This window comes from Nostoc sp. DedSLP03, from assembly GCF_034530815.1.
In the GTDB taxonomy this organism is placed as follows: Bacteria; Cyanobacteriota; Cyanobacteriia; order Cyanobacteriales; family Nostocaceae; genus Nostoc.
In genome coordinates, this window is the sequence record NZ_JAVRCK010000129.1 from 1 (window position 1) to 19296 (window position 19296).

Here is a 19296-nt window from a genome sequence, read left to right on the forward strand (position 1 = left end):
AATTCTAGTCTCAGCTTTTTTTTGGGCTTTTTTCAACCCGTCGAACTCACGTTAACTTTAGCAAGATTCACTGGTCTGATTTTCTGAAAAAAACAAGACTTCTAGCGGATCTTGTAAATTAATCTGTAATTGTGAGTGAGCATGTCCGCAATTAATGGCAATTTCTACCCAACCGTGACTGCCAACTAAAGCTATTATCTCTCCCACTTTCACCTCACTGTAAGTTTCACAGCCTGGTACACTCAATCCTGCAACTTGCACATACCAACTTTTGCCTTGCACGTAACTGGCTGGAATGTTACTCACTAAGTTGCCAAAGTGGTCAATATATTGAATGCAACCCACTACACCAGTGGTTGTCTGCTTGCAGTTGCCTATATCCAGGTTTACCAAACTTACTAAATCGATTTCTTGCCCTAGCTGTTTGAGGGGGACACCACTAGCAAGATTAGCTGCTACTGGTGCAAAAATATCCCTACCGTGAAAAGTCTTGCTTGGTTGAGGAGTGCGCCAATAATTAAGATTTGTAAGTTCGACGGCTGCGTAGGCGTAGCCCGTCGTAGACATCGCCAGACTTTGACTGAGTACCCCGCTGAATATACCATTATCTGGGCCGACCAAAAACCCTTGAGCAAATTCTACTGCGATCGCTCGTCGCTTGCTTCCCACACCTGGATCTACTACTGCCAGATGCACTGTCCCAACGGGGAAATGGGCATAAGCATTCATCAGGCTAAACCTAGCTGCGGCGATGTCTTGCGGCGGAATTTGGTGCGTTAAGTCTACTACCGTCAGTCTGGGGTTAATTTGGGCTATGACTCCTTTCATTATCCCTACATAAACATCGCGATCGCCGAAATCGCTCAGTAAAGTCACAAGGGGTTGTCGATCTATCTGGTTATTAGACATATTTTAGTCAAATTATATAAAAAATATATTTTCTGTAGCAACAGCTACAAAATATGTGTTATGTTAGGAATACAAGACATAAATTGAAAAACTAAAGCAGGTAATCACTATGAGTCAAAATAGACTACAAAGTTTGAGCAAATCACGAGAAACTCACAGAGCGAATATTCAAAAAAGCCTAGAGCATCGCTTGGAAATAGCTAGAGCAAAAGGCGACGAACAGTTAATCCGTCAACTAGAAGCTGAAATGAGGTATTCCAGCTAAATCAAGTTTTCATTGTTCATAGTTTTGTTGTGTAACCCGCTACGGCGGGTTTTTTCTTTTTAGGAGGTTTTCTGGCAACAGCTATAAAAGCTTATCATCCTTACTCAAGCAACGAGATTGATTCTACTAAGCGAAAGTTCGTTCAACCTTACATTCAGTAGACCGAAAACTTCTGCGATGCCTTCTCTACGAGACGCACTCGCGTTCGGCAAGCGTAGCGATCGCTAAAAAATAGTAGTGTACGATACCGCTTTTGGAGGAATAGAAAAAAGCCAATCGTCTGAGAGTGACCACAAAACTTCCCATGTTTGGATTAGATTACAGATTTTTATGCCTCTCTTGGCTCAATACCAAATATAAGTATCGATACTGGCTAGACCCCCATCATTGAAGACGTTGACTAAATCATCTTTCCCGTCTGCGTTAAAATCGCCGACTAGCCATTTTTGAGTATCCCAAAACCCGCCTTGGCCTGTTGCCCATCGCTGGCTATCAAAACTCCCACCATTAGATAAGTGAGTATCGATACTGGCTAGACCCCCATCATTGAAGACGTTGACTAAATCATCTTTCCCGTCTGCGTTAAAATCGCCGACTAGCCATTTTTGAGTATCCCAAAACCCGCCTTGGCCTGTTGCCCATCGCTGGCTATCAAAACTCCCACCATTAGATAAGTGAGTATCGATACTGGCTAGACCCCCATCATTGAAGACGTTGACTAAATCATCTTTCCCGTCTGCGTTAAAATCGCCGACTAGCCATTTTTGAGTATCCCAAAACCCGCCTTGGCCTGTTGCCCATCGCTGGCTATCAAAACTCCCACCATTAGATAAGTGAGTATCGATACTGGCTAGACCCCCATCATTGAAGACGTTGACTAAATCATCTTTCCCGTCTGCGTTAAAATCGCCGACTAGCCATTTTTGAGTATCCCAAAACCCGCCTTGGCCTGTTGCCCATCGCTGGCTATCAAAACTCCCACCATTAGATAAGTGAGTATCGATACTGGCTAGACCCCCATCATTGAAGACGTTGACTAAATCATCTTTCCCGTCTGCGTTAAAATCGCCGACTAGCCATTTTTGAGTATCCCAAAACCCGCCTTGGCCTGTTGCCCATCGCTGGCTATCAAAACTCCCACCATTAGATAAGTGAGTATCGATACTGGCTAGACCCCCATCATTGAAGACGTTGACTAAATCATCTTTCCCGTCTGCGTTAAAATCGCCGACTAGCCATTTTTGAGTATCCCAAAACCCGCCTTGGCCTGTTGCCCATCGCTGGATATTAGGAAAGTTTAGAGTACCACTGATAAAGTACTGCCCCAAACTGCCATAATCCGTGTAGCCAGTTGCAAGAGGATCTTCTTTTCCTATACCATCAATTTTGAGGTAATAATTTCCAGCAACGACATTTGTTGTAATACTTGCAGATAGTAAATCTGTTGGGTTAGACGATGCAATTAAGGTACCAGCAGAATTATATAGCTCTGCCAAAATGTCTAAGTTTGGCCCTGGACTAAAAGGATTCACTGTCAAGCTAATCTGACCAGTACCTGTGACAAAACTATAAAAATCTAGGTCTGTATTGCGCTCAATGATGCCACTACCACTGATAGACGTACTAGAAATGGTTAGTGGCTTTGCTGTCGCAATTGTATCACCACAATCATCAGCTCGGTAGGTGAACCCATTTTGGGTCGTAATAATTTGCAAATCATCCTCAGTATTGTTAGCAGAAGCATACTCGCCTTTACTCCACTGGGTTAGCTCCTGGTAATACCCTGGTACTCCCATGATCGGTGCCCAGCCAGTCTCTCCACTACCATGTCCTTCGTAGTATTCTTCAGCGGGAGTTATTCGTCCATCATGATCGAGTCCCAGCGTATGACCTACTTCATGAGAGATAGTCTCAGCCGTATACTTCTCATCACCGAACGCATTTTTAGCAAAAACAAAGGCAGGAGTATCACTATTCCAGTTGAAAGAACCAAGTTTGGCGACTCCTTCGGCTCCTTTACCATACCAATCGTAACTGCTACCGCCGATCGCAACACGCACCCCCCAGCGAGTATCATTACTGCCACTCTTAATCAGATCGTTAATATCTGCTGGAGCCTGCGTTGTGACATTAACATTAAACGAGCTGAAATCCTCAGCGACGCGCTGCCAGATATACTGAATTCTTTCAAGTTCAACCGAGCTAAAGGATGCTGTATTGCCGTCGAAGTCGAAGGCAGGGGTGATAATGTTAGCCGGACGTTCACTTGTGTTCCACAAAGTATCAGAGGTGATATTGCCGTCGAAATCTAAATAAATTGTCTGATTAGCTTCTAATAAGCTGTTGAGGAAGAAAGTTTTAGACAGGTCTAAAGAAGCTGATACTGACATATAATTTCATCTTTAAAGGAAACCTCTATTAATTTCTCTGCATCAAGCAGATAACTTTACGTACTTTGCTATGCAATCTTTACAAAAAGTTAGAATCTGCTCTCACCGATACTAGAAATATTTGCATTTCATCTCGCAGGATGGTATCAACTAACTGACAAACTGCTGTTGATATACCCTAGTATTTCCTTTGCGTTCAAAAATGTTATAGCCTCGTTTACGAGTTAACTGTGCGTACTCTTGCTGAATTTGTTCTAGCGTTGCTCCTGGTGGTGTGGGAAATTCAGTTAACGGAATTTCTCCAATAAAGGCACTAGACCAAACGACAAATTCACTGTCTTCATGCTCTTTAATCAGTCATTGTAAAAGCAAGCTAGAACGATTTACCAGCCTTGGAGAAATTGCAGAGAAAGAAGTTTTGAGTGAGTTGTTTACTTTGTATTCAGAACCAGTGAGTGATTCGGCTGAATTAGGCTTAATTATGGTGACAGTAACTTAAATATTGCTGATGATGACTTAAGCATTCAAACGTAAGAGCGTACAGTTATGCTCTTATATCGATATTGCATCCAAAATTTTTGTATTTTCTTTATTTTGCCAGAATCCGAAATATTGCATAGTAAACTTGTATAAAATATCAGTAATACCAATTTTCTAAAATCCGTCACCAGATTCAAACCTCCAAACCCAGATTTAATGTGACTTTTTTAATTACAAATTACAAATTTAATACCTTTGCCAATTTACGTTTATCTTTTTTTGCACCCTTAACACCTGATCGGGTCATTGATGAAGTCGATTTAGTAGAAGAGATAATGACTAAATAATTTCAGAGTCTCGACCAAGTTAATTCTGAGTCTGAGTCAGAATTGGTAAGGTAATGACAAATTCAGTTCCCTCACCAAGTGTAGAATTCACAACCAGCGAACCGTTATGTTTTTCTACCACAATAGAGTGAGCGATCGCCAGTCCTAAACCCGTACCTTTACCGACTCCTTTTGTAGTAAATAAATGGTCAAATATTTTTTCTTTAACTCCTTCACTTATTCCGTTACCATTATCAGCAATTGATATTTTTACGTTGTCATCTGCCACTGAGGTTGTAATTATAATCTGGTTGGGATTATCCTTAATTTCTAGAAAACTCCGCCCAGAATTTGCTTCTTCTAATGCGTCAATAGCATTCGCCATAATATTCATAAATACCTGATTTAATTGCCCAGAGAAACACTCGATTTCAGGTAAGTTACCATACTCAGCCATCACTTCAATGGCTGGACGTTGTTCATTTGCTTTCAAGCGATGTTTGAGAATTAAAATTGTGCTATCAATGCCTTTATGGATATTAAAAGGCACTTTATAATCTTTATCTGCACGGGAGAAAGTGCGGAGACTGGTGCTGACATTTTTCAGGCGTTCGCAGGCCATCACCATTCCATCAATCATTTGGGGCAAGTCTTCTAAACTATAATCCAAGTCAATTTCTTCGGCGTGGTCTTTAATGTCATCACCCGGTTTGATTAAACTTTCTTGATATAGTTTTAAGTGTTCAATAATATCAGCAATTGTGGGTTTAGCTTGTTGGAGAGTAGCAGAAATAAAACCCAAAGGATTATTCATCTCGTGAGCAACCCCAGCAACTAAATTACCCAATGCTGACATTTTTTCTGCCTGCACGAGTTGCGTTTGGGCTTGTTGCAAATCCAGCAGTGTGCGTTCGACCTGTTCTCGGGCTTCAGTAATGGCGGCAATTTGGGGCAGACTAGTCCAACAGGCGATCGCCACTCCCACGAAGGCAACCGTCACTAACAAAATGCTAAACAACGCGACATGTTGCCCCACACCCACCTGATCTAAACCCGCCCTCACCCACCAGCCAATACTCACCGCACTGCACACTAAGCCAATTAAGATCATCACCTGAAATGCCAACCAATCTGTTTTGCTGGTATGGGGTTGCTGGTGATACCGTTGCATCCACCCATGGGGATGGAACAGGGAGACGTTCAAGCGCGGTAATTGAGTGCCTGCTATGCTCACCAGCCCAGGCAGGAGCAATCCAATGGCTAAGTCCTGCCAGCCCCATGCCAATCCGCCCACTACCAAAACAATCGCTTCAATGCCAAAGAAACCCAGCGACCACCAGGGCCATCGGGCTGCTGGTCGCCGCCGACTGACCCACTCACCTAAGTGAATTGCCATCATCGAAGTCAGATAGCCGGTGCCCGTCACCATCACAACCCGTTCTACATCGCCCCACCCCAAGCAAATTAGACTCAGCCCCAGGGTAAAAATTAAGCTGGGTTCAAACACTCCCCGGCGAGACAACACGGCAAATACGGGCGGTAAGTAGCCATCTTTGGCTAACTGATACAAAATCCGGGGACAGTTAGAAACAGCGGTTGCAGAGCTAAGGAGACATCCTGACGTAATTAGAAAGGTGACAAGAGCGGGGGCGAATGCGCCCCAGAAGGGTTGGGCTGCTGCCACTAGATTGAGATAGGCGTTATCACCTAATCCGGGGGCTGTGGCTAACCGCATTAAAACCCATGATCCACCGAGATAGACGATCGGAATCAATCCAGCAGTCACCTGCAAACACCATAGGGTAACGCTGGGTTGGAGGCTATCTCCCACAAATGAAGATGTCGTCTCGCAACCATAAACCGCATAGACGGCGATAAAGAACCATTTCATCCAATCGATCAGGGAAATGCCTGCTCCCAGATCGGGCAGCACCCCAGGGCTAGTGGGGGCAAAACTCAACCAACCAATGCCTTGGAGACAAAAGGTGAGAAGAAACCCAATCGCCGGAAATACAAAGAAAGAGTGCAAAATGCCTAGCGTGCGAGTTCCACTAAAGGCAACGATAAAAGGCAGAACTGTAAACCCGATTCTGAGTAGAGTCTCTGGACAGGTAATGCCCAGTGGAGTCAGATTCGCCTTGATTAAATCGGTCAGAATAATCGCATCCATAGGCGGGACAGAAACCCAGCCGAGCAGGTAGCCAATCGCCCCATAGCGAGCCAAGTTTGGCAATCGCTGGAGCAAGCGGGTCATATAGTTTGGGGTGCCTCCAGCGACCTCTGGGAAATATGTCCCTAACCGCTTAACTTGCAGGTTGAGCAGTATGCCAATGATGGTTCCAGGCAACCAGACGCAGAGCGCCTGCGGGCCTAGTGCAGCATGTATAGCAGGAGCCGTCCCTAACCATAAAAGCAAACCGCTAAAACCAAACCCCCAAGTTTCTTGTGAAGTGAGACTTCGGCGCAGGGGAGGCATTGAATTCGGTTGCTCATTCATAATTAGCACAGAAAAATAGGGAAAATAAGGACGTAAGCTCAGTCTTCCCTAAAATTCACCGATTGCTTCATCTGCAATCGCAATAAGGTAAAATTATAAGTAAAAGTATTAAGAATTTTAAATAAACTAATCAATGTCCAGCATTTCTATTAAGAAAAGTAACTCTCATGTCGTTATTATCGGTGCGGGCATAGGTGGACTGACTGCTGGGGCATTATTAGCTCATAGAGGTTACAGTGTCTTAATTTTGGATCAAGCCCTCGTACCAGGAGGCTGTGCTTCAACCTTTAAACGCCAGGGATTTACCTTTGATGTGGGCGCAACTCAGGTTGCAGGATTGGAACCAGGGGGAATTCACCACCGGATTTTCTCAGAATTGTCAATAGATTTGCCACCAGCAACGCCTTGCGACCCTGCTTGTGCAGTGTATTTACCTGGGGAAACCACACCTATCAACGTTTGGCGCGACCAAGAGAAATGGCAAGAGGAACGACAAAAACAGTTTCCTGGTAGCGAACCATTTTGGCAATTGATGGCAACTTTATTTGCTGCTAGTTGGGAATTTCAAGGACGCGACCCGGTATTACCACCGCGTAATTTATGGGATTTGTGGCAGCTAACTCAGGCGGTGCGTCCGAGTACATTAATTACCGTACCCTTCACCTTATTTACGGTAGGAGATGCTTTACGGTTATGTGGATTAAGAAATGACCGACGGCTGAGAACTTTTTTGGATTTGCAACTGAAGCTATACTCTCAGGTGGATGCAGAAGAAACAGCATTACTTTATGCAGCAACAGCGTTGAGTGTATCCCAACTGCCCCAAGGATTGTTTCACCTCCAGGGAAGTATGCAAGTATTAAGCGATCGCTTGGTACAATCCTTAGAGAGAGACGGCGGCAAACTATTGATGCGCCACACTGTAGAACAAATCAAAGTAGAAAACGGCAAAGCTACTGCTGTTGTGATTAGAAATCAGAAAACTGGCGAAGTTTGGACAGAAGCAGCCGACCACATAGTTAGCAACGTCACCGTGCAAAATTTGGTGCAGTTGTTGGGAGAACAAGCGCCATCTGGATATAAAAATCGGGTGAAAAAATTGCCCCAAGCATCGGGTGCTTTTGTGGTGTATTTGGGTGTAGATGCCAGCGCGATTCCGCCTGGGTGTCCTCCCCACTTGCAATTTCTGTATGATGTCAATGGCCCCATTGGCGAGAATAATTCCCTGTTTGTTTCCGTGAGTCATCCTGGAGATGGTCGCGCACCGGAGGGGAAAGCGACAATTATTGCTTCTTCATTTGTCGATCCCGCACAGTGGTGGCAGACTGAAGGTTATGAAGGACTAAAAGAAAAGTTTACCCAAGAAGCGATCGCTCGTCTTGCCCAATACTTCTATCTCAAACCAGAAACGATTATTCATCAAGAAGCCGCAACACCGCGCACTTTTGCCCATTTCACAGCCCGCGATCGCGGTATAGTTGGTGGCATCGGTCAAAGGATTCCCACCTTCGGCCCCTTTGGGTTCGCCAATCGGACACCAATTGAGAATTTGTGGTTAGTTGGTGACTCCACCCATCCCGGCGAAGGTACTGCTGGAGTAAGTTATTCAGCGCTAACAGTAGTTAGGCAAATTGAGGCGTGAAGAAGGCAGATTTAACTATAATTGAAAACTCTGCCTTGATTGAAAGGTAAGTCATACTTATAACCGATGGCAAACAGCACACAAAACTGGTCAAATTAAGTTAGTGTTGCGAATCTGGAGTAATGACAGACAGAGTTTTAATTCTTGGTGGACGAGGGCGGATTGGTAGCAGTGTTGCTCAGGATCTCGCTACTCATACGCAGGCTCAAATTACGATTACTGGACGTTCTGCGGAGTTTGGGAAGGCTGTTAGCTTGTCTTCAGGAGGACAAGTACAGTTTTTGGTATTGGATTTGACAGAAGTTGACAAGTTGCGAGATGCGATCGCAAACTCTAATTTAGTCATCCATTGTGCTGGCCCATTTCACTATCGAGATACTAATGTTCTCGAAACCTGTATTGCTGAAGGCGTTAATTATCTAGATGTTAGCGATCATCGGTCTTATACCAGCAAAGCTTTGAATTATCATGAAAAAGCTGCTGCTGCTGGCGTGACAGCAATTATTAATACTGGCATTTTTCCTGGTATTTCTAACAGCATGGTACGTCAGGGAATTGAACAATTTGAGCTACCACAAAAGATCCATTTAAGTTATTTAGTTTCTGGTTCTGGTGGTGCTGGCATTACAGTGATGCGGACAACCTTTCTTGGGTTGCAGTATCCTTTTGAGACTTGGATAAATGGAAAATGGGAAATAGTCAAGCCTTATAGTGAAAGAGAAGTAGTTGAGTTTCCACCTCCATATGGACGTACCGGAGTTTACTGGTTTGATATGCCAGAAACCTTTACACTGCCTCATGCATTCCCATCTGTGAAAACTGTAATTACTAAGTTTGGTTCCGTTCCAGATTTTTATAATCATCTAACTTGGATTGCAGCACACATTTTTCCCAAGTGGTTAATGCAGCGTCGTTACATGATTGAATTTCTGTCTCATGTCAGCCATTCAATGACAGATGTCACTAATAATTTTAGCGGAATTGGAGTAGCAGTTCGTTCTGAGGTTACAGGGCAGAAAAATGGTGAAACAGCCGTTTATTGCTCAACTGTAGTGCATGAAAATACAGCTGTGGCTTCTGGTTGTGGCACAGGTACTATTGCCCAATTATTGCTAGAAGGTAAACTCAAAAAACCTGGAGTTTTTCCTGTAGAAGAAGCATTACCAACAAATTTATTTGAAGAGGTAATGCAAAGCCGAGGAATAAAAATTAATCACAGCTGGTCATAAGTAGTCTATCAGATAAGAAAGTAAAATCTCAATCTACTTGAGCTAGTATTCCAGAATTAGAGTTCTGGACGGTAGTTAGTAAGCACGAAAATATTAGATTATAGAGATTCTCATTTTAAACAGGTACACGGGTAAAATTACACAATTTTGTGCTACTACTAAATCATTTGTGAACCACGCACGAGATCCTCGACTTCTCAGAGAAGTCGAGGATTTTAGTCTTGTGAATCAGATTACTAGAAAAACTACAAATTAATATACCTTGAGGTAGAAGAAAGAACTGTACCTAAACACTTAGGATGCCTGTGAGCCTAAGATATTTAATCTATCTTCTACCTCAAAAGGCTTATAACAAAAAGATTAGGAGATTTTTTTCATGCAAAAAATTCTATTAAGTTTAAAACAAGCATTACGTTCAAGCTTTTTGGTTATTAGCTTGATGGTTTTTATCAGCTTGTCAGGTTCTTTCATTTTTGTTCAGCAAACTAGTCATGCAACTACTCTTGAAGAATTAAAACTAATACCTCCAGAGTATAAACCAAATTCTGAAGAAAAAATTAATCGTGCTAACGAATATGATCCAGGTGTTGGCATTCAAGAAGAAGACAGACAGACAGCTTATGAGCAAGCAAAAAAAGATTCAAAAAACCTCAATACTATAGAGAAGACTTACGAAAGAAATTTAAAGGCTGAACAAAAACAAAATCCCCCAGAAAGTTTTGGTGAAAAAGCGAAAGAAGTTATTGAAAAAGTGACAGGTAAATAGGGAACTGTAGCGACTGTCTTGAAAGTCGCTACATCCAAGAAATCTTTTTACTCAAATTCATCTATTGTGGTAGGAGAAGTCTTTTTCTTGTTGTTAGCAAAATTGTGCTCATACCATTTCATTAATGGAGTTGCACTAATGCCATGCACAATTACCGAGGCTACAATAGTCGTGTAAGTTATCCAAGCAATTTGTTCGGCTGCCTCACCTTTCAAACCATGACCAAAGGCATAGGCTAGATAATATAAAGAACCAACTCCGCGAATCCCAAACCATCCAAATAACAACCGAGTTCCTGGGTGGAAGGTTCGGCGGCGTGAATCTAGAGGACGTTTGCCTATTGTGCTAATCCAAACTCCTAAAGGTCTGACGATAAAGAATAACAAAACTATTACTAACACAGATTGCATAGCATAGTTAAGTATTGGTTTCAATAATAATATTGAACCCAATAGTAAAATTGTCCCAACTTCCAGTAGTTTTTCGATTTGCTCAACAAATTCTAATTGTTCTAGCGGTTTTTCAGGATTTCTGTAACTGCGTTGGACAACTAAGCCAGCAACAAATACTGCTAGAAATCCATAACCATTAACCATTTCTGTTAATGAATAAGTTAATAGAATTGTGCTGATAGCAATAAAATCTTCCATTAACTCATCAGCAGCACGGCGTTTTTGAACTTTTTTTTCAATCCAAACTATAGATTTGGCAACAACAATTCCCATAATAATGCCAGACGCGATCGCCCAGATTAAATCAACTGTAATCCACTGTTTAAACCAGTTACCCCAGTTGTCATCTTTTAAAGCATGAAGACCAAAATAAACGAAGGGAAAAGCTAAAGCATCATTTAACCCACCTTCAGAGGTTAAACCAAATCTCAACTCATCTTGGTCATTTATACTGGTCAATTGTACTTCTGATGCTAATACTGGATCTGTAGGTGCGAGAATTGCTCCTAATAAAATTGCTTCTCCCCAATTCATTCCTAAAAACAATTTACCCACAACAGCCAGAGCAAAAATTGAAATTGGCATCAGAAATACAATCAATCGCACTGTAATATCCCAAACCCCCAACTTTAGAGGCCGAACAATTCTTAAGCCGCAGCTAAACACAGAAATAATTACGACAAGTTCTGTTATTCTCTCCAGCAGTTCGGTATTAAAAACGTCATCTCGGCGTAATTGAATCAGTCCTAAGCCATAAGGGCCTAGAAAAATACCAACCACTAGGTAGATGATGGCAAAAGAAAGGGGTAAGCGAGTAATCCAACCCGACCCTAAAGTTACCATCATTAAAAGCAGACCAATTACAAATAGGTCGATAATATAGATATCTACCATATAGCGATTTACATAAATATAAGGTGTTGCCTTGTAAGCTTAGTTGCAATACCTTTGTATTAGAATTTATCTATAGGCAGATTTTCTGGGATTAAGAATTTAGAGACATCACCAAATTGGAGAAGAAAAGAATAGATAAATTTGGCGTTGGCTTTGCTCATCGTAGAAATCGTACTTTGATTATTTGTCAGAAATCCTTTAACTAATCGTATGTAGCACGGGAATATAACTAAGACACACCTATACGCTTTTAGGAATGGTTTATAAGCTAAACGATATCTAATCCAAAATTTATATAACTCTTGTGGCATAAGCCGAAAAGCCTACGCTAATTATGCAAGTTAAATGTGGAACAGCTTAATTGTGTCCGGTTAAAGGGATTTTTGGGCTTTCTGCTCTGCATAGATTAGAGAATATAGCCAATTAAACGGAAATGATATTTTCCTACTTTCTGACTTGGACATCGCCAATTTAGTACAAATATACTATAATAGGTATAGCGTCCACAAAGCCTAGCCAAATGCATAATGGCTCTGTGAAAACCTTCTGGAAGATGGATTCAAGGGTTAGTTCGATGATGAAGCATTATATTCTCAACCTCAATCCGACTGCCAAGCATGAATGGGATCGGTGTATTTTACGTGACCCGCTGACTGCCAAACGCCCAGACATTGCTAAACTCATAGCCGAAGCAGTTGGTGCTGATACAGGTAGTTATTTGGTCAGCGTTAATATTGAAGTTCAAGTTTTGCAGCAAGCGGCAGTACCTCAAGCCGAACAACTCTCGCTTTCATTTCCAGAGGTGAGTGTGCCGTCACAACCACAACTGCGGGAAGCAGCTTGAGCTAAAGTGGAGAATTTAGCAGAAAATAATTAGCCTGCTTATGCAGGCTGACTTTATTAGCCGCAGACTTCAGCCTGGCGGCTAAATAAGTCATGGGTATATGGGCGGACTTAATCTTAAAAGACAAAATTAATAGTGTTATTCAAAAAACATCTCCAGAAATTAATGACGATCGACATTCATTTTTACTCTTTTGTCTAAAGCTAATTTCAACAATTTAAAAAGTTAGCTCATACAGAGTACAGATAAAGATGCATGAGGTTTAATTTTAAAAATTTTTGAGAGTTTATTTCAGCGAAAGAAAATTTAGGAAAATAATTGTAAGAAATTAGTAGAAAATAATTGGCATACCTGCACTTCAGACATCGTTTTTTCTCCCATAATTCAATAGATTTGGACTATAATATATATATAGCTTCCACCAAGCTGAGTTAAGTGTAAAACTGCTCTGTGATAGCCTTTTGGTAAATGGATTCCAGGGTTGATCTTATACTTAAACACTACATTATTGACCTGAGAGGAAAATTATTAAATGATGCAACTGAGTCATTATCCAGGTGCGATCGCACAAGCTGCTCAACGGGCTAATGAAATAGATTCTCAGTTGATGGCAGTGCAGCATCAAGTTAACCGATTTGAAGGCAATGCAGACCGCACCGCCGCCTTTGAGATGGATTTGAAGAATGATGCTCAACGCAAGGCTCGCCGCTTTGAGGTGTTGCTTGTGAATCAGGAATATCAAAAAGCAATAGACACCCAAATTAGATTAACTGTTGATAAAGCAAATGCCATCGCCCATTTGGAATATCTGCGTAACCAGTTTAGTGTAGCTAAGTTGGAAGCAAGATTAGCGATCGCTCAACAACTTTCTGATTTTGAATCTCGTGAATTAGTTGGTTTATAGTCACACCCATCAACTTCTAAATTCGACTCCCGATCTTTACGCACATCTGTCAAATCTCTTGCTTGGTAACTATCATGCCTCGGAATCAACTCCGAGGCTAAATCAAAGTATTAAGTTGCAGTTACGTATACAGGGGTGTTGTATCAGTATAGAGTCTAACCGAAGTTACTAAGCCTGTTTCGTGGCGATCGGTAATAGCTACCGCTCTAACTGTTATGACCTTTTGATCGTTGCGTTTGTAATGATTTAAGGCTTCAAGGACAAAAGACGATTCGGTTCCGTAAATATTCAGTAAGTCGTGAGTCAAGATATCGAAGGTAATCCAGTACTCAGAAAGACTTTGTAAAATAGCAGTCTTACCATGAATAGGAGGATTATTGTTAGATTGCATAACACAATCATCTGCCAGAAATGTGCCGTAAGTTCCTTCTGTGGTGGTCTTGCTGAGAAGTTGACCTTTGGCATCATACAGATAAGTGGCAACAGCATCAGTAGTGCCATCACTGTTGCTGTCAATATCTGCGGTAGTTAGTTTGCCATTGGCATCGTAGTTGTAAGTGGTAATCTCTTCAGCGATGCCATCATTATTCAGGTCAGCTAGCTGTGCAGCTAGTCTGTTGTTATCGTCGTAACTTAGGGCAGTTACTCGATCAAAGATACCATCATTATTGTTGTCAATCTTCTGTGAAATTAGCTTGCCGCTCAAATCGTAGCTGTAGATGCCAATTGCATCAGTTACACTATCGTTGTTGAAGTCATAGCTGGCGGATGCGCGTCCATAAGTATAGGTTTGGACATCATCAACTATGCCGTCGTTGTTGCTGTCATTGCTAAAGGATGTCCGGTTGCCGTTGGCATCATAAGTAAGGGTTGAGACAAAATCAACTATGCCATCGCCATTGTTGTCAAGGCTATAAAATGTCTGGTTGCCGTTGGCATCATAAGTCCTAGTTTCGACATAATCAACTATGCCGTCGCCATTGTTGTCACTACTATAAAATGTCAACTTGCCGTTGGCATCATAAGTAGAGGTTTCGACAGAATCAACTATCCCATCGTTGTTTGTGTCACTGCTAAAGGATGTCTCCTTGCCGTTGGCATCATAAGTATAGGTTGAGAGTGTATCAACTATGCCATCGTTGTTGTAGTCATTGCTATAAAATGTCTGGTTATAGCGGTAGGTAATAACTGAGTCTATTATCCCATCACTGTTGTTGTCTATCTTCTCAGATATCACATTGCCAGCAGCATCGTAAGTGTAAGTTGTAGTTGAAGGCATAATATTTGTGTTCCTTATGTGTTTGGTTCGGTCTTGTGTCAGGGCAAACGCATCATGTCAACAAAAGGATTTTATTCTCAATCGGCTCGAAAATAGTCGCATTAATCCCCGCTTATTGACATAAATTTAGCGTCACTGATAGCGTAGCGTTAGCGAAAGCGTTGTGGTAGCGAGTACTCGAGCGTCCGCAGGAACGTCACAGCCTGTCGTAGATATTGCTTTGAGTCTTGGAAACTAAACCAAATGAGAAATGCTGATTTTGTCGTTGGTTCTTAACCTTGGTTGCGATCGAGAGTAATTTAGATGCGTTTAATCTGGGTGTTGTGTACTGCGATGTGTTTTCATAATACAGCGCTATGGTCAGCAAAATCTTTTTATCTACCAAATGTGGGTAGTTGAAAGTCGCAGGAGATTGTTAAATGTATTTCTGTTGTATCATTTATAGAAATGACAATGTAAGATAGAATTTTTTCTAATCAGTGTTCTGAATTACACTATTTATATGATATAAAGCATTGCTAAATACAGCAACTTGGTGTAAATATTCGCACACTAAGGCAAAGTTTTTAAATTCGATTCGCTGCAAACTTGTGCAAGGCTGTACTAATTTTTAATATTATTATGCCCGTCTAATTGTCAATCATAAAAGCACGCCTTTGCAAGTGAGGAAGAAAGCAAAAGCTATGCTTTAGCTGGGTGGGGTTAGCACGGGTATTATGTCTATTTAAACGGACATGATATCAGATAGCAGTTGGGCAATTTGCTGATTAATAACTGCAACATTAAAACGCTCACTAGCATTAATCCTGGCATTCTTAGCTATATTTGCAGTTATTTTTCTTTCCTGTAAACAAGTGCTAATTACTTGTGCAAGTTCCTGGGGTTCTCCTGGTGTGACTAAAAAACCATTAAGTTCATGTTCTACTAACTCCATTGCACCTCCAGCTTTGGCTGCAACTATAGGTTTTTCACATAGCATCGCCTCTACAATCACTCTACCAAAAGGTTCTGGCGAAGTAGAGGTATGTGCCACCAAGTCACAAGCTGCCATTAACTGGGGAATATCAGAACGAAATCCTAAAAATTTGATCCGGTTTTCTAATTCCAGTTCACGAACTTGTTGGTGTAACTGTTGGACATAATCTTGCTCGCCAAACAGTGCATCACCTACTAAAATTGCTGTCACCTCTGGCGGACATTTCGCAAGGGCATCAATTAAAATATGTTGCCCTTTCCAAGGTGCAAGACGGCTAAAGTGTCCAACGACAAATTTCCCTTCTAATCCTAACTGCTGCTGTAGTTTCTGAATGTCAGACTCATCAGTTTGATAATTTTTGGGATTAAAACCGTTATAAACAACCTCAATGATGTCTGGGCGTCCTCCTGCTTGTACAAAGGCAGATTGACTAGCTTGGGAATTAGCAATTACTAATGATGCAAAACGATTAGCTAAGTTAACAGCAATGCGAAGATTAGTTTGACTAAAATGTTCTTGGGAAAGAATATCATGTAAATGATAAACCAGAGGGCGACGACTGAAAAAACTTGCCAATGCACCGACAACTAATGCTTTTTGGGTGTTGGCATAGATTAAATCGTATTTACGCGCTTTTTTAACTACCTTAGTAATCAGAGGTGCAAGTTGTCCCAAACTTTTGAATCCTTGTAGCAAACTGCTTTCTTTGCGAACTTGGATTGCTTGAGTTGCGAGGACTTCTACTGGGATATAATTTTGTTGTAGTAAATGTTTAAATGGGCCATCTGCAAATAAACCTACTAAAGCGCGATCGCCATAAAATTTAGCAATATCTATTAAACATAATTCTGCACCGCCTGGTTTACCGCTTTGATCTAAAAAAAGAATTCTCATTAAACCTCTATTTTATTTAATTTGACTCATGTAGTGCCCCTAAAATTTATTAAACTTACTTGTTTAAGCTAATAAAACATTCCGTACTTGCTGGGCAATTTGATTCCAGTCGTAGTATGTGGTGGCATACTTACGACAGGTGGAACGTGAAGGTATACGGATATTTCCTAAAAGCACTTGTTCTAATTTATTAGCAATAGCTAAGGTATCTGTTGAAGTCGTAATTAAATCGGGTGAAAATTCTGATAAAATTTCTGGCATTCCCCCAACTGGAGTACATAAAACAGGAGTACCACAGGCTAGAGATTCAACTATTACTAATCCAAATCCCTCGAAAGATTGACTAGGCATAATAGTCAATTCAGCAGCTTGGTAAGCTATAGGTAATTGTTCATCAGGAAGAAAACCTAAAAATTTAACGTTGTCTTCTAGTCCTAATTCTGTAGCCTGTTGTTTTAGTGCAGCTTGAATGTGACCGCGACCTGCGATCGCCAGCCAAACATCTGGTATTCTGGGCTTAATTATAGCTAGAGCTTGCAATAATTTGTCAACCCCAGTTCGATGCACTAAGCGGCGTGATGTAAATATAATCCGGCGATTAGTAGGCCAGCCTAGTTTTGCACAAGCCTCTTGGGGTGATAAATTTGGTTGAAACCAATTAATATCAACTCCACCCGGAATAACATGAATTTTGCTCCACGGTACTTGATATCGCTCGTGTAAAATTTTCCCAAATGCTTTGCTCAAAACAATGAAGCGATCGCAACGATTATAAGTGTTTTTTTCTATTAACCAGTGCTTGATTAAAAGACTGAGGTTTTTATTAACTACTTCTTGCTGACTCTCAGAAGCCCAAGGGCCATGAAAGTTAAAAGTAACTGGTACTTTCTTTGGCAAAATATCTAAAATCGGAAAGCTGTATAATGCAAAGTGCAAATTAATAGCATCTGGTTTGCTAGTTCTTGTTTTCTGGAAATTCGTGCGAATTGACCATAATCTTTGCCAAATAGCACTATCGGGACTTGCCAAGTTAGTCAGCTTAATGGGCGAATTTATCTCAGTCTCTGGTAGACCGACTCCACATAATTCAATCTGGTCTTGATTTGCTGCTAATTTATGAGTTAGTTCGTAAACATACCTTTCTAGTCCTCCGGGACTTTTGGGAAACCAACCTAATCCCAGAGTGAGAATAGATGCAGATGAGGAAGTAAAATCTTTTGGTTTATTTTCCACTAATATATCTCCTATAAATATACTAAAACAAGCGCACACCTGTACGCTTCTACATCTGTATCCAAACCTGAATCAATAGAATTTGTGAATTCACATTATCAATAATAATTTTTATATAGAAAACCAATTTATAAACTATTTATATATCAACGTCAATAAGGAATTAAAACTGTGTTTTTATTAACTAGACAACACAGAGATAGATATATATGATACCTCAAAATTCCGAAAGGTGAATGCTATATAGGTAGAGAGAAAAGCCACTAGAAAGTAATAAATATAAAACACTTTTGTATTAATAATTACAATTTTAATTTAAAAACAAGTAAATATTAATACCTGAAATAATGTTTTAAATACATTTGAAAGCAAGAGTGATTCAGGTACTAAATAAATAATGCTAACGCTTAATACTTGTTTCGCGCGCTGATTGATAGAGAACTAAAGCGTTTTCACGTAAAATTGCTAAAGAAATGACCTCAGCTTCAGCTACAGTAATGTCAGAATCTGTAATTGCTTGCTCTAGCACTTCCCCCAAAACTTGACGACCCCACTTTGCACTCAAGTAGTACAATTCTGGAATTGAGTGGGCATCAGAAGAATACATCAATTTAGTAGTGGGAGTTAATTCTAACATCTGCCTGATTGCTTCCCGCATTCCAGATACGCTTAAAAAGGGTATTGCCAAACCGAAATCTAGATAAACTTGGGGATATACAGAAGCTAAATAACCAGCCTGCTGCATATAAGGATATGAAGCGTGTAGCAATACTATTGGTACATGGCGATACTGTGGTAACTCTAGTAAATATCGCAGATTTAGGGGATTAGCTAATCGTAAATCCAAATCGGGATCGCCGTAGCCAGTATGAAATTGCACTGGTAAACGGTATTTTGCTGCTACTAATAACGCTTGTTGTAACAGAAAATCAATCAGCGGTTTATCTGTCAGCCGCAGAGGTTGATTGTACTGTTGTTGTTTGAGGTTGTCGAAGTGAGCCGCCGCCACCTCGTCAGTTACCGATTGAATATCCAAACCACTCCGGTAACAGGCAATACTTTTAAAAGCTACTACTCCCAGCGGTGGGGGATCGAGTTCACTGTTGAATCTGGCTAGGAAAGTAGCAAAATCAGGAGATTGCAAAATTAGCTGTTCTGCTAATAGTTCTAATCTCAGAATTTGTCGCACAGGAATAAACCTTTCATGCCACGACAGAGGTAGGATAGTTTCTGGCTGCAAACCATCATCTAAGTAAATTGCCTCTAGGGCGTGTCATCAATTAGGTAAACTGGAATCAGAACTGCTGAAAAAGAAT

14 protein-coding genes and 2 pseudogenes are annotated in these 19296 nt (G+C 41.0%); 7 read left to right on the plus strand and 9 right to left on the minus strand.

Annotated elements, in window-relative coordinates:
- Positions 1-57: 57 nt before the first annotated feature.
- On the minus strand, positions 58-909 hold the full coding sequence (locus RM368_RS35110; RefSeq protein WP_322698339.1) for an SAM-dependent chlorinase/fluorinase: 852 nt from the start codon (positions 907-909) through the stop codon (positions 58-60).
- Positions 910-1018: 109 nt separating this feature from the next.
- Here RM368_RS35110 and RM368_RS35115 point away from each other — a divergent pair, with 109 nt between their 5' ends.
- Positions 1019-1174 (plus strand): hypothetical protein, encoded by a 156-nt coding sequence (locus RM368_RS35115; protein WP_322667452.1) that lies wholly within the window; start codon positions 1019-1021, stop codon positions 1172-1174.
- A gap of 344 nt (positions 1175-1518) precedes the next feature.
- Here RM368_RS35115 and RM368_RS35120 read toward each other — a convergent pair whose 3' ends face one another.
- A complete protein-coding gene (locus RM368_RS35120) occupies positions 1519-3564 on the minus strand; it encodes a hypothetical protein (RefSeq protein WP_322698340.1) in 2046 nt (681 codons plus the stop codon).
- A gap of 274 nt (positions 3565-3838) precedes the next feature.
- Between RM368_RS35120 and RM368_RS35125 the strand changes: the two genes are divergently transcribed.
- Positions 3839-4063: a hypothetical protein gene (locus tag RM368_RS35125; protein WP_322698341.1), complete on the plus strand. Its 225-nt coding sequence runs from the start codon at positions 3839-3841 to the stop codon at positions 4061-4063.
- Between the two features lie 347 nt (positions 4064-4410).
- Here the strand turns inward: RM368_RS35125 and RM368_RS35130 are convergent.
- Both RM368_RS35130 and RM368_RS35135 read right to left on the minus strand, forming a co-directional pair.
- A pseudogene (locus RM368_RS35130) lies at positions 4411-5274 on the minus strand (sensor histidine kinase); the annotation flags it as partial.
- A gap of 564 nt (positions 5275-5838) precedes the next feature.
- Positions 5839-6867, minus strand: a pseudogene (locus tag RM368_RS35135) (PAS domain-containing sensor histidine kinase); the annotation flags it as partial.
- Positions 6868-7000: 133 nt separating this feature from the next.
- Between RM368_RS35135 and crtD the strand changes: the two are divergent.
- The 3 genes from crtD (at position 7001) to RM368_RS35150 (ending at position 10504) form a co-directional block, all read left to right on the plus strand.
- Positions 7001-8509 (plus strand): C-3',4' desaturase CrtD, encoded by a 1509-nt coding sequence (gene crtD, locus RM368_RS35140; protein ID WP_322698342.1) that lies wholly within the window; start codon positions 7001-7003, stop codon positions 8507-8509.
- Between the two features lie 122 nt (positions 8510-8631).
- Positions 8632-9738 (plus strand): saccharopine dehydrogenase family protein, encoded by a 1107-nt coding sequence (locus RM368_RS35145; protein WP_322698343.1) that lies wholly within the window; start codon positions 8632-8634, stop codon positions 9736-9738.
- Between the two features lie 376 nt (positions 9739-10114).
- Positions 10115-10504 carry a hypothetical protein gene (locus tag RM368_RS35150; protein WP_322698344.1) on the plus strand — a complete coding sequence of 130 codons (390 nt, stop codon included), beginning with the start codon at positions 10115-10117 and terminating at the stop codon, positions 10502-10504.
- A gap of 47 nt (positions 10505-10551) precedes the next feature.
- Here the strand turns inward: RM368_RS35150 and RM368_RS35155 are convergent, their stop codons facing one another.
- Positions 10552-11850, minus strand: a complete 1299-nt coding sequence (locus tag RM368_RS35155) for a sodium:proton antiporter (RefSeq protein ID WP_322698345.1) — start codon at positions 11848-11850, stop codon at positions 10552-10554.
- 574 nt (positions 11851-12424) lie between these two features.
- Here RM368_RS35155 and RM368_RS35160 point away from each other — a divergent pair.
- A complete protein-coding gene (locus RM368_RS35160; RefSeq protein ID WP_069069307.1) occupies positions 12425-12694 on the plus strand; it encodes a hypothetical protein in 270 nt (89 codons plus the stop codon).
- 532 nt (positions 12695-13226) lie between these two features.
- A complete protein-coding gene (locus RM368_RS35165) occupies positions 13227-13598 on the plus strand; it encodes a hypothetical protein (RefSeq protein WP_322698346.1) in 372 nt (123 codons plus the stop codon).
- 121 nt (positions 13599-13719) lie between these two features.
- Here the strand turns inward: RM368_RS35165 and RM368_RS35170 are convergent, their stop codons facing one another.
- The 4 genes from RM368_RS35170 to RM368_RS35185 all read right to left on the minus strand — a co-directional run bounded on the left by RM368_RS35170 (position 13720) and on the right by RM368_RS35185 (position 19220).
- Positions 13720-14877 (minus strand): hypothetical protein, encoded by a 1158-nt coding sequence (locus RM368_RS35170; RefSeq protein ID WP_322698347.1) that lies wholly within the window; start codon positions 14875-14877, stop codon positions 13720-13722.
- 724 nt (positions 14878-15601) lie between these two features.
- Positions 15602-16747: a glycosyltransferase gene (locus RM368_RS35175; RefSeq protein ID WP_322698348.1), complete on the minus strand. Its 1146-nt coding sequence runs from the start codon at positions 16745-16747 to the stop codon at positions 15602-15604.
- Between the two features lie 63 nt (positions 16748-16810).
- On the minus strand, positions 16811-17980 hold the full coding sequence (locus tag RM368_RS35180) for a glycosyltransferase family 4 protein (RefSeq protein WP_322698349.1): 1170 nt from the start codon (positions 17978-17980) through the stop codon (positions 16811-16813).
- Between the two features lie 400 nt (positions 17981-18380).
- Positions 18381-19220, minus strand: coding sequence for an amidohydrolase family protein (locus RM368_RS35185; RefSeq protein WP_322698350.1), 840 nt, complete (start codon positions 19218-19220; stop codon positions 18381-18383).
- Positions 19221-19296 lie beyond the last annotated feature (76 nt).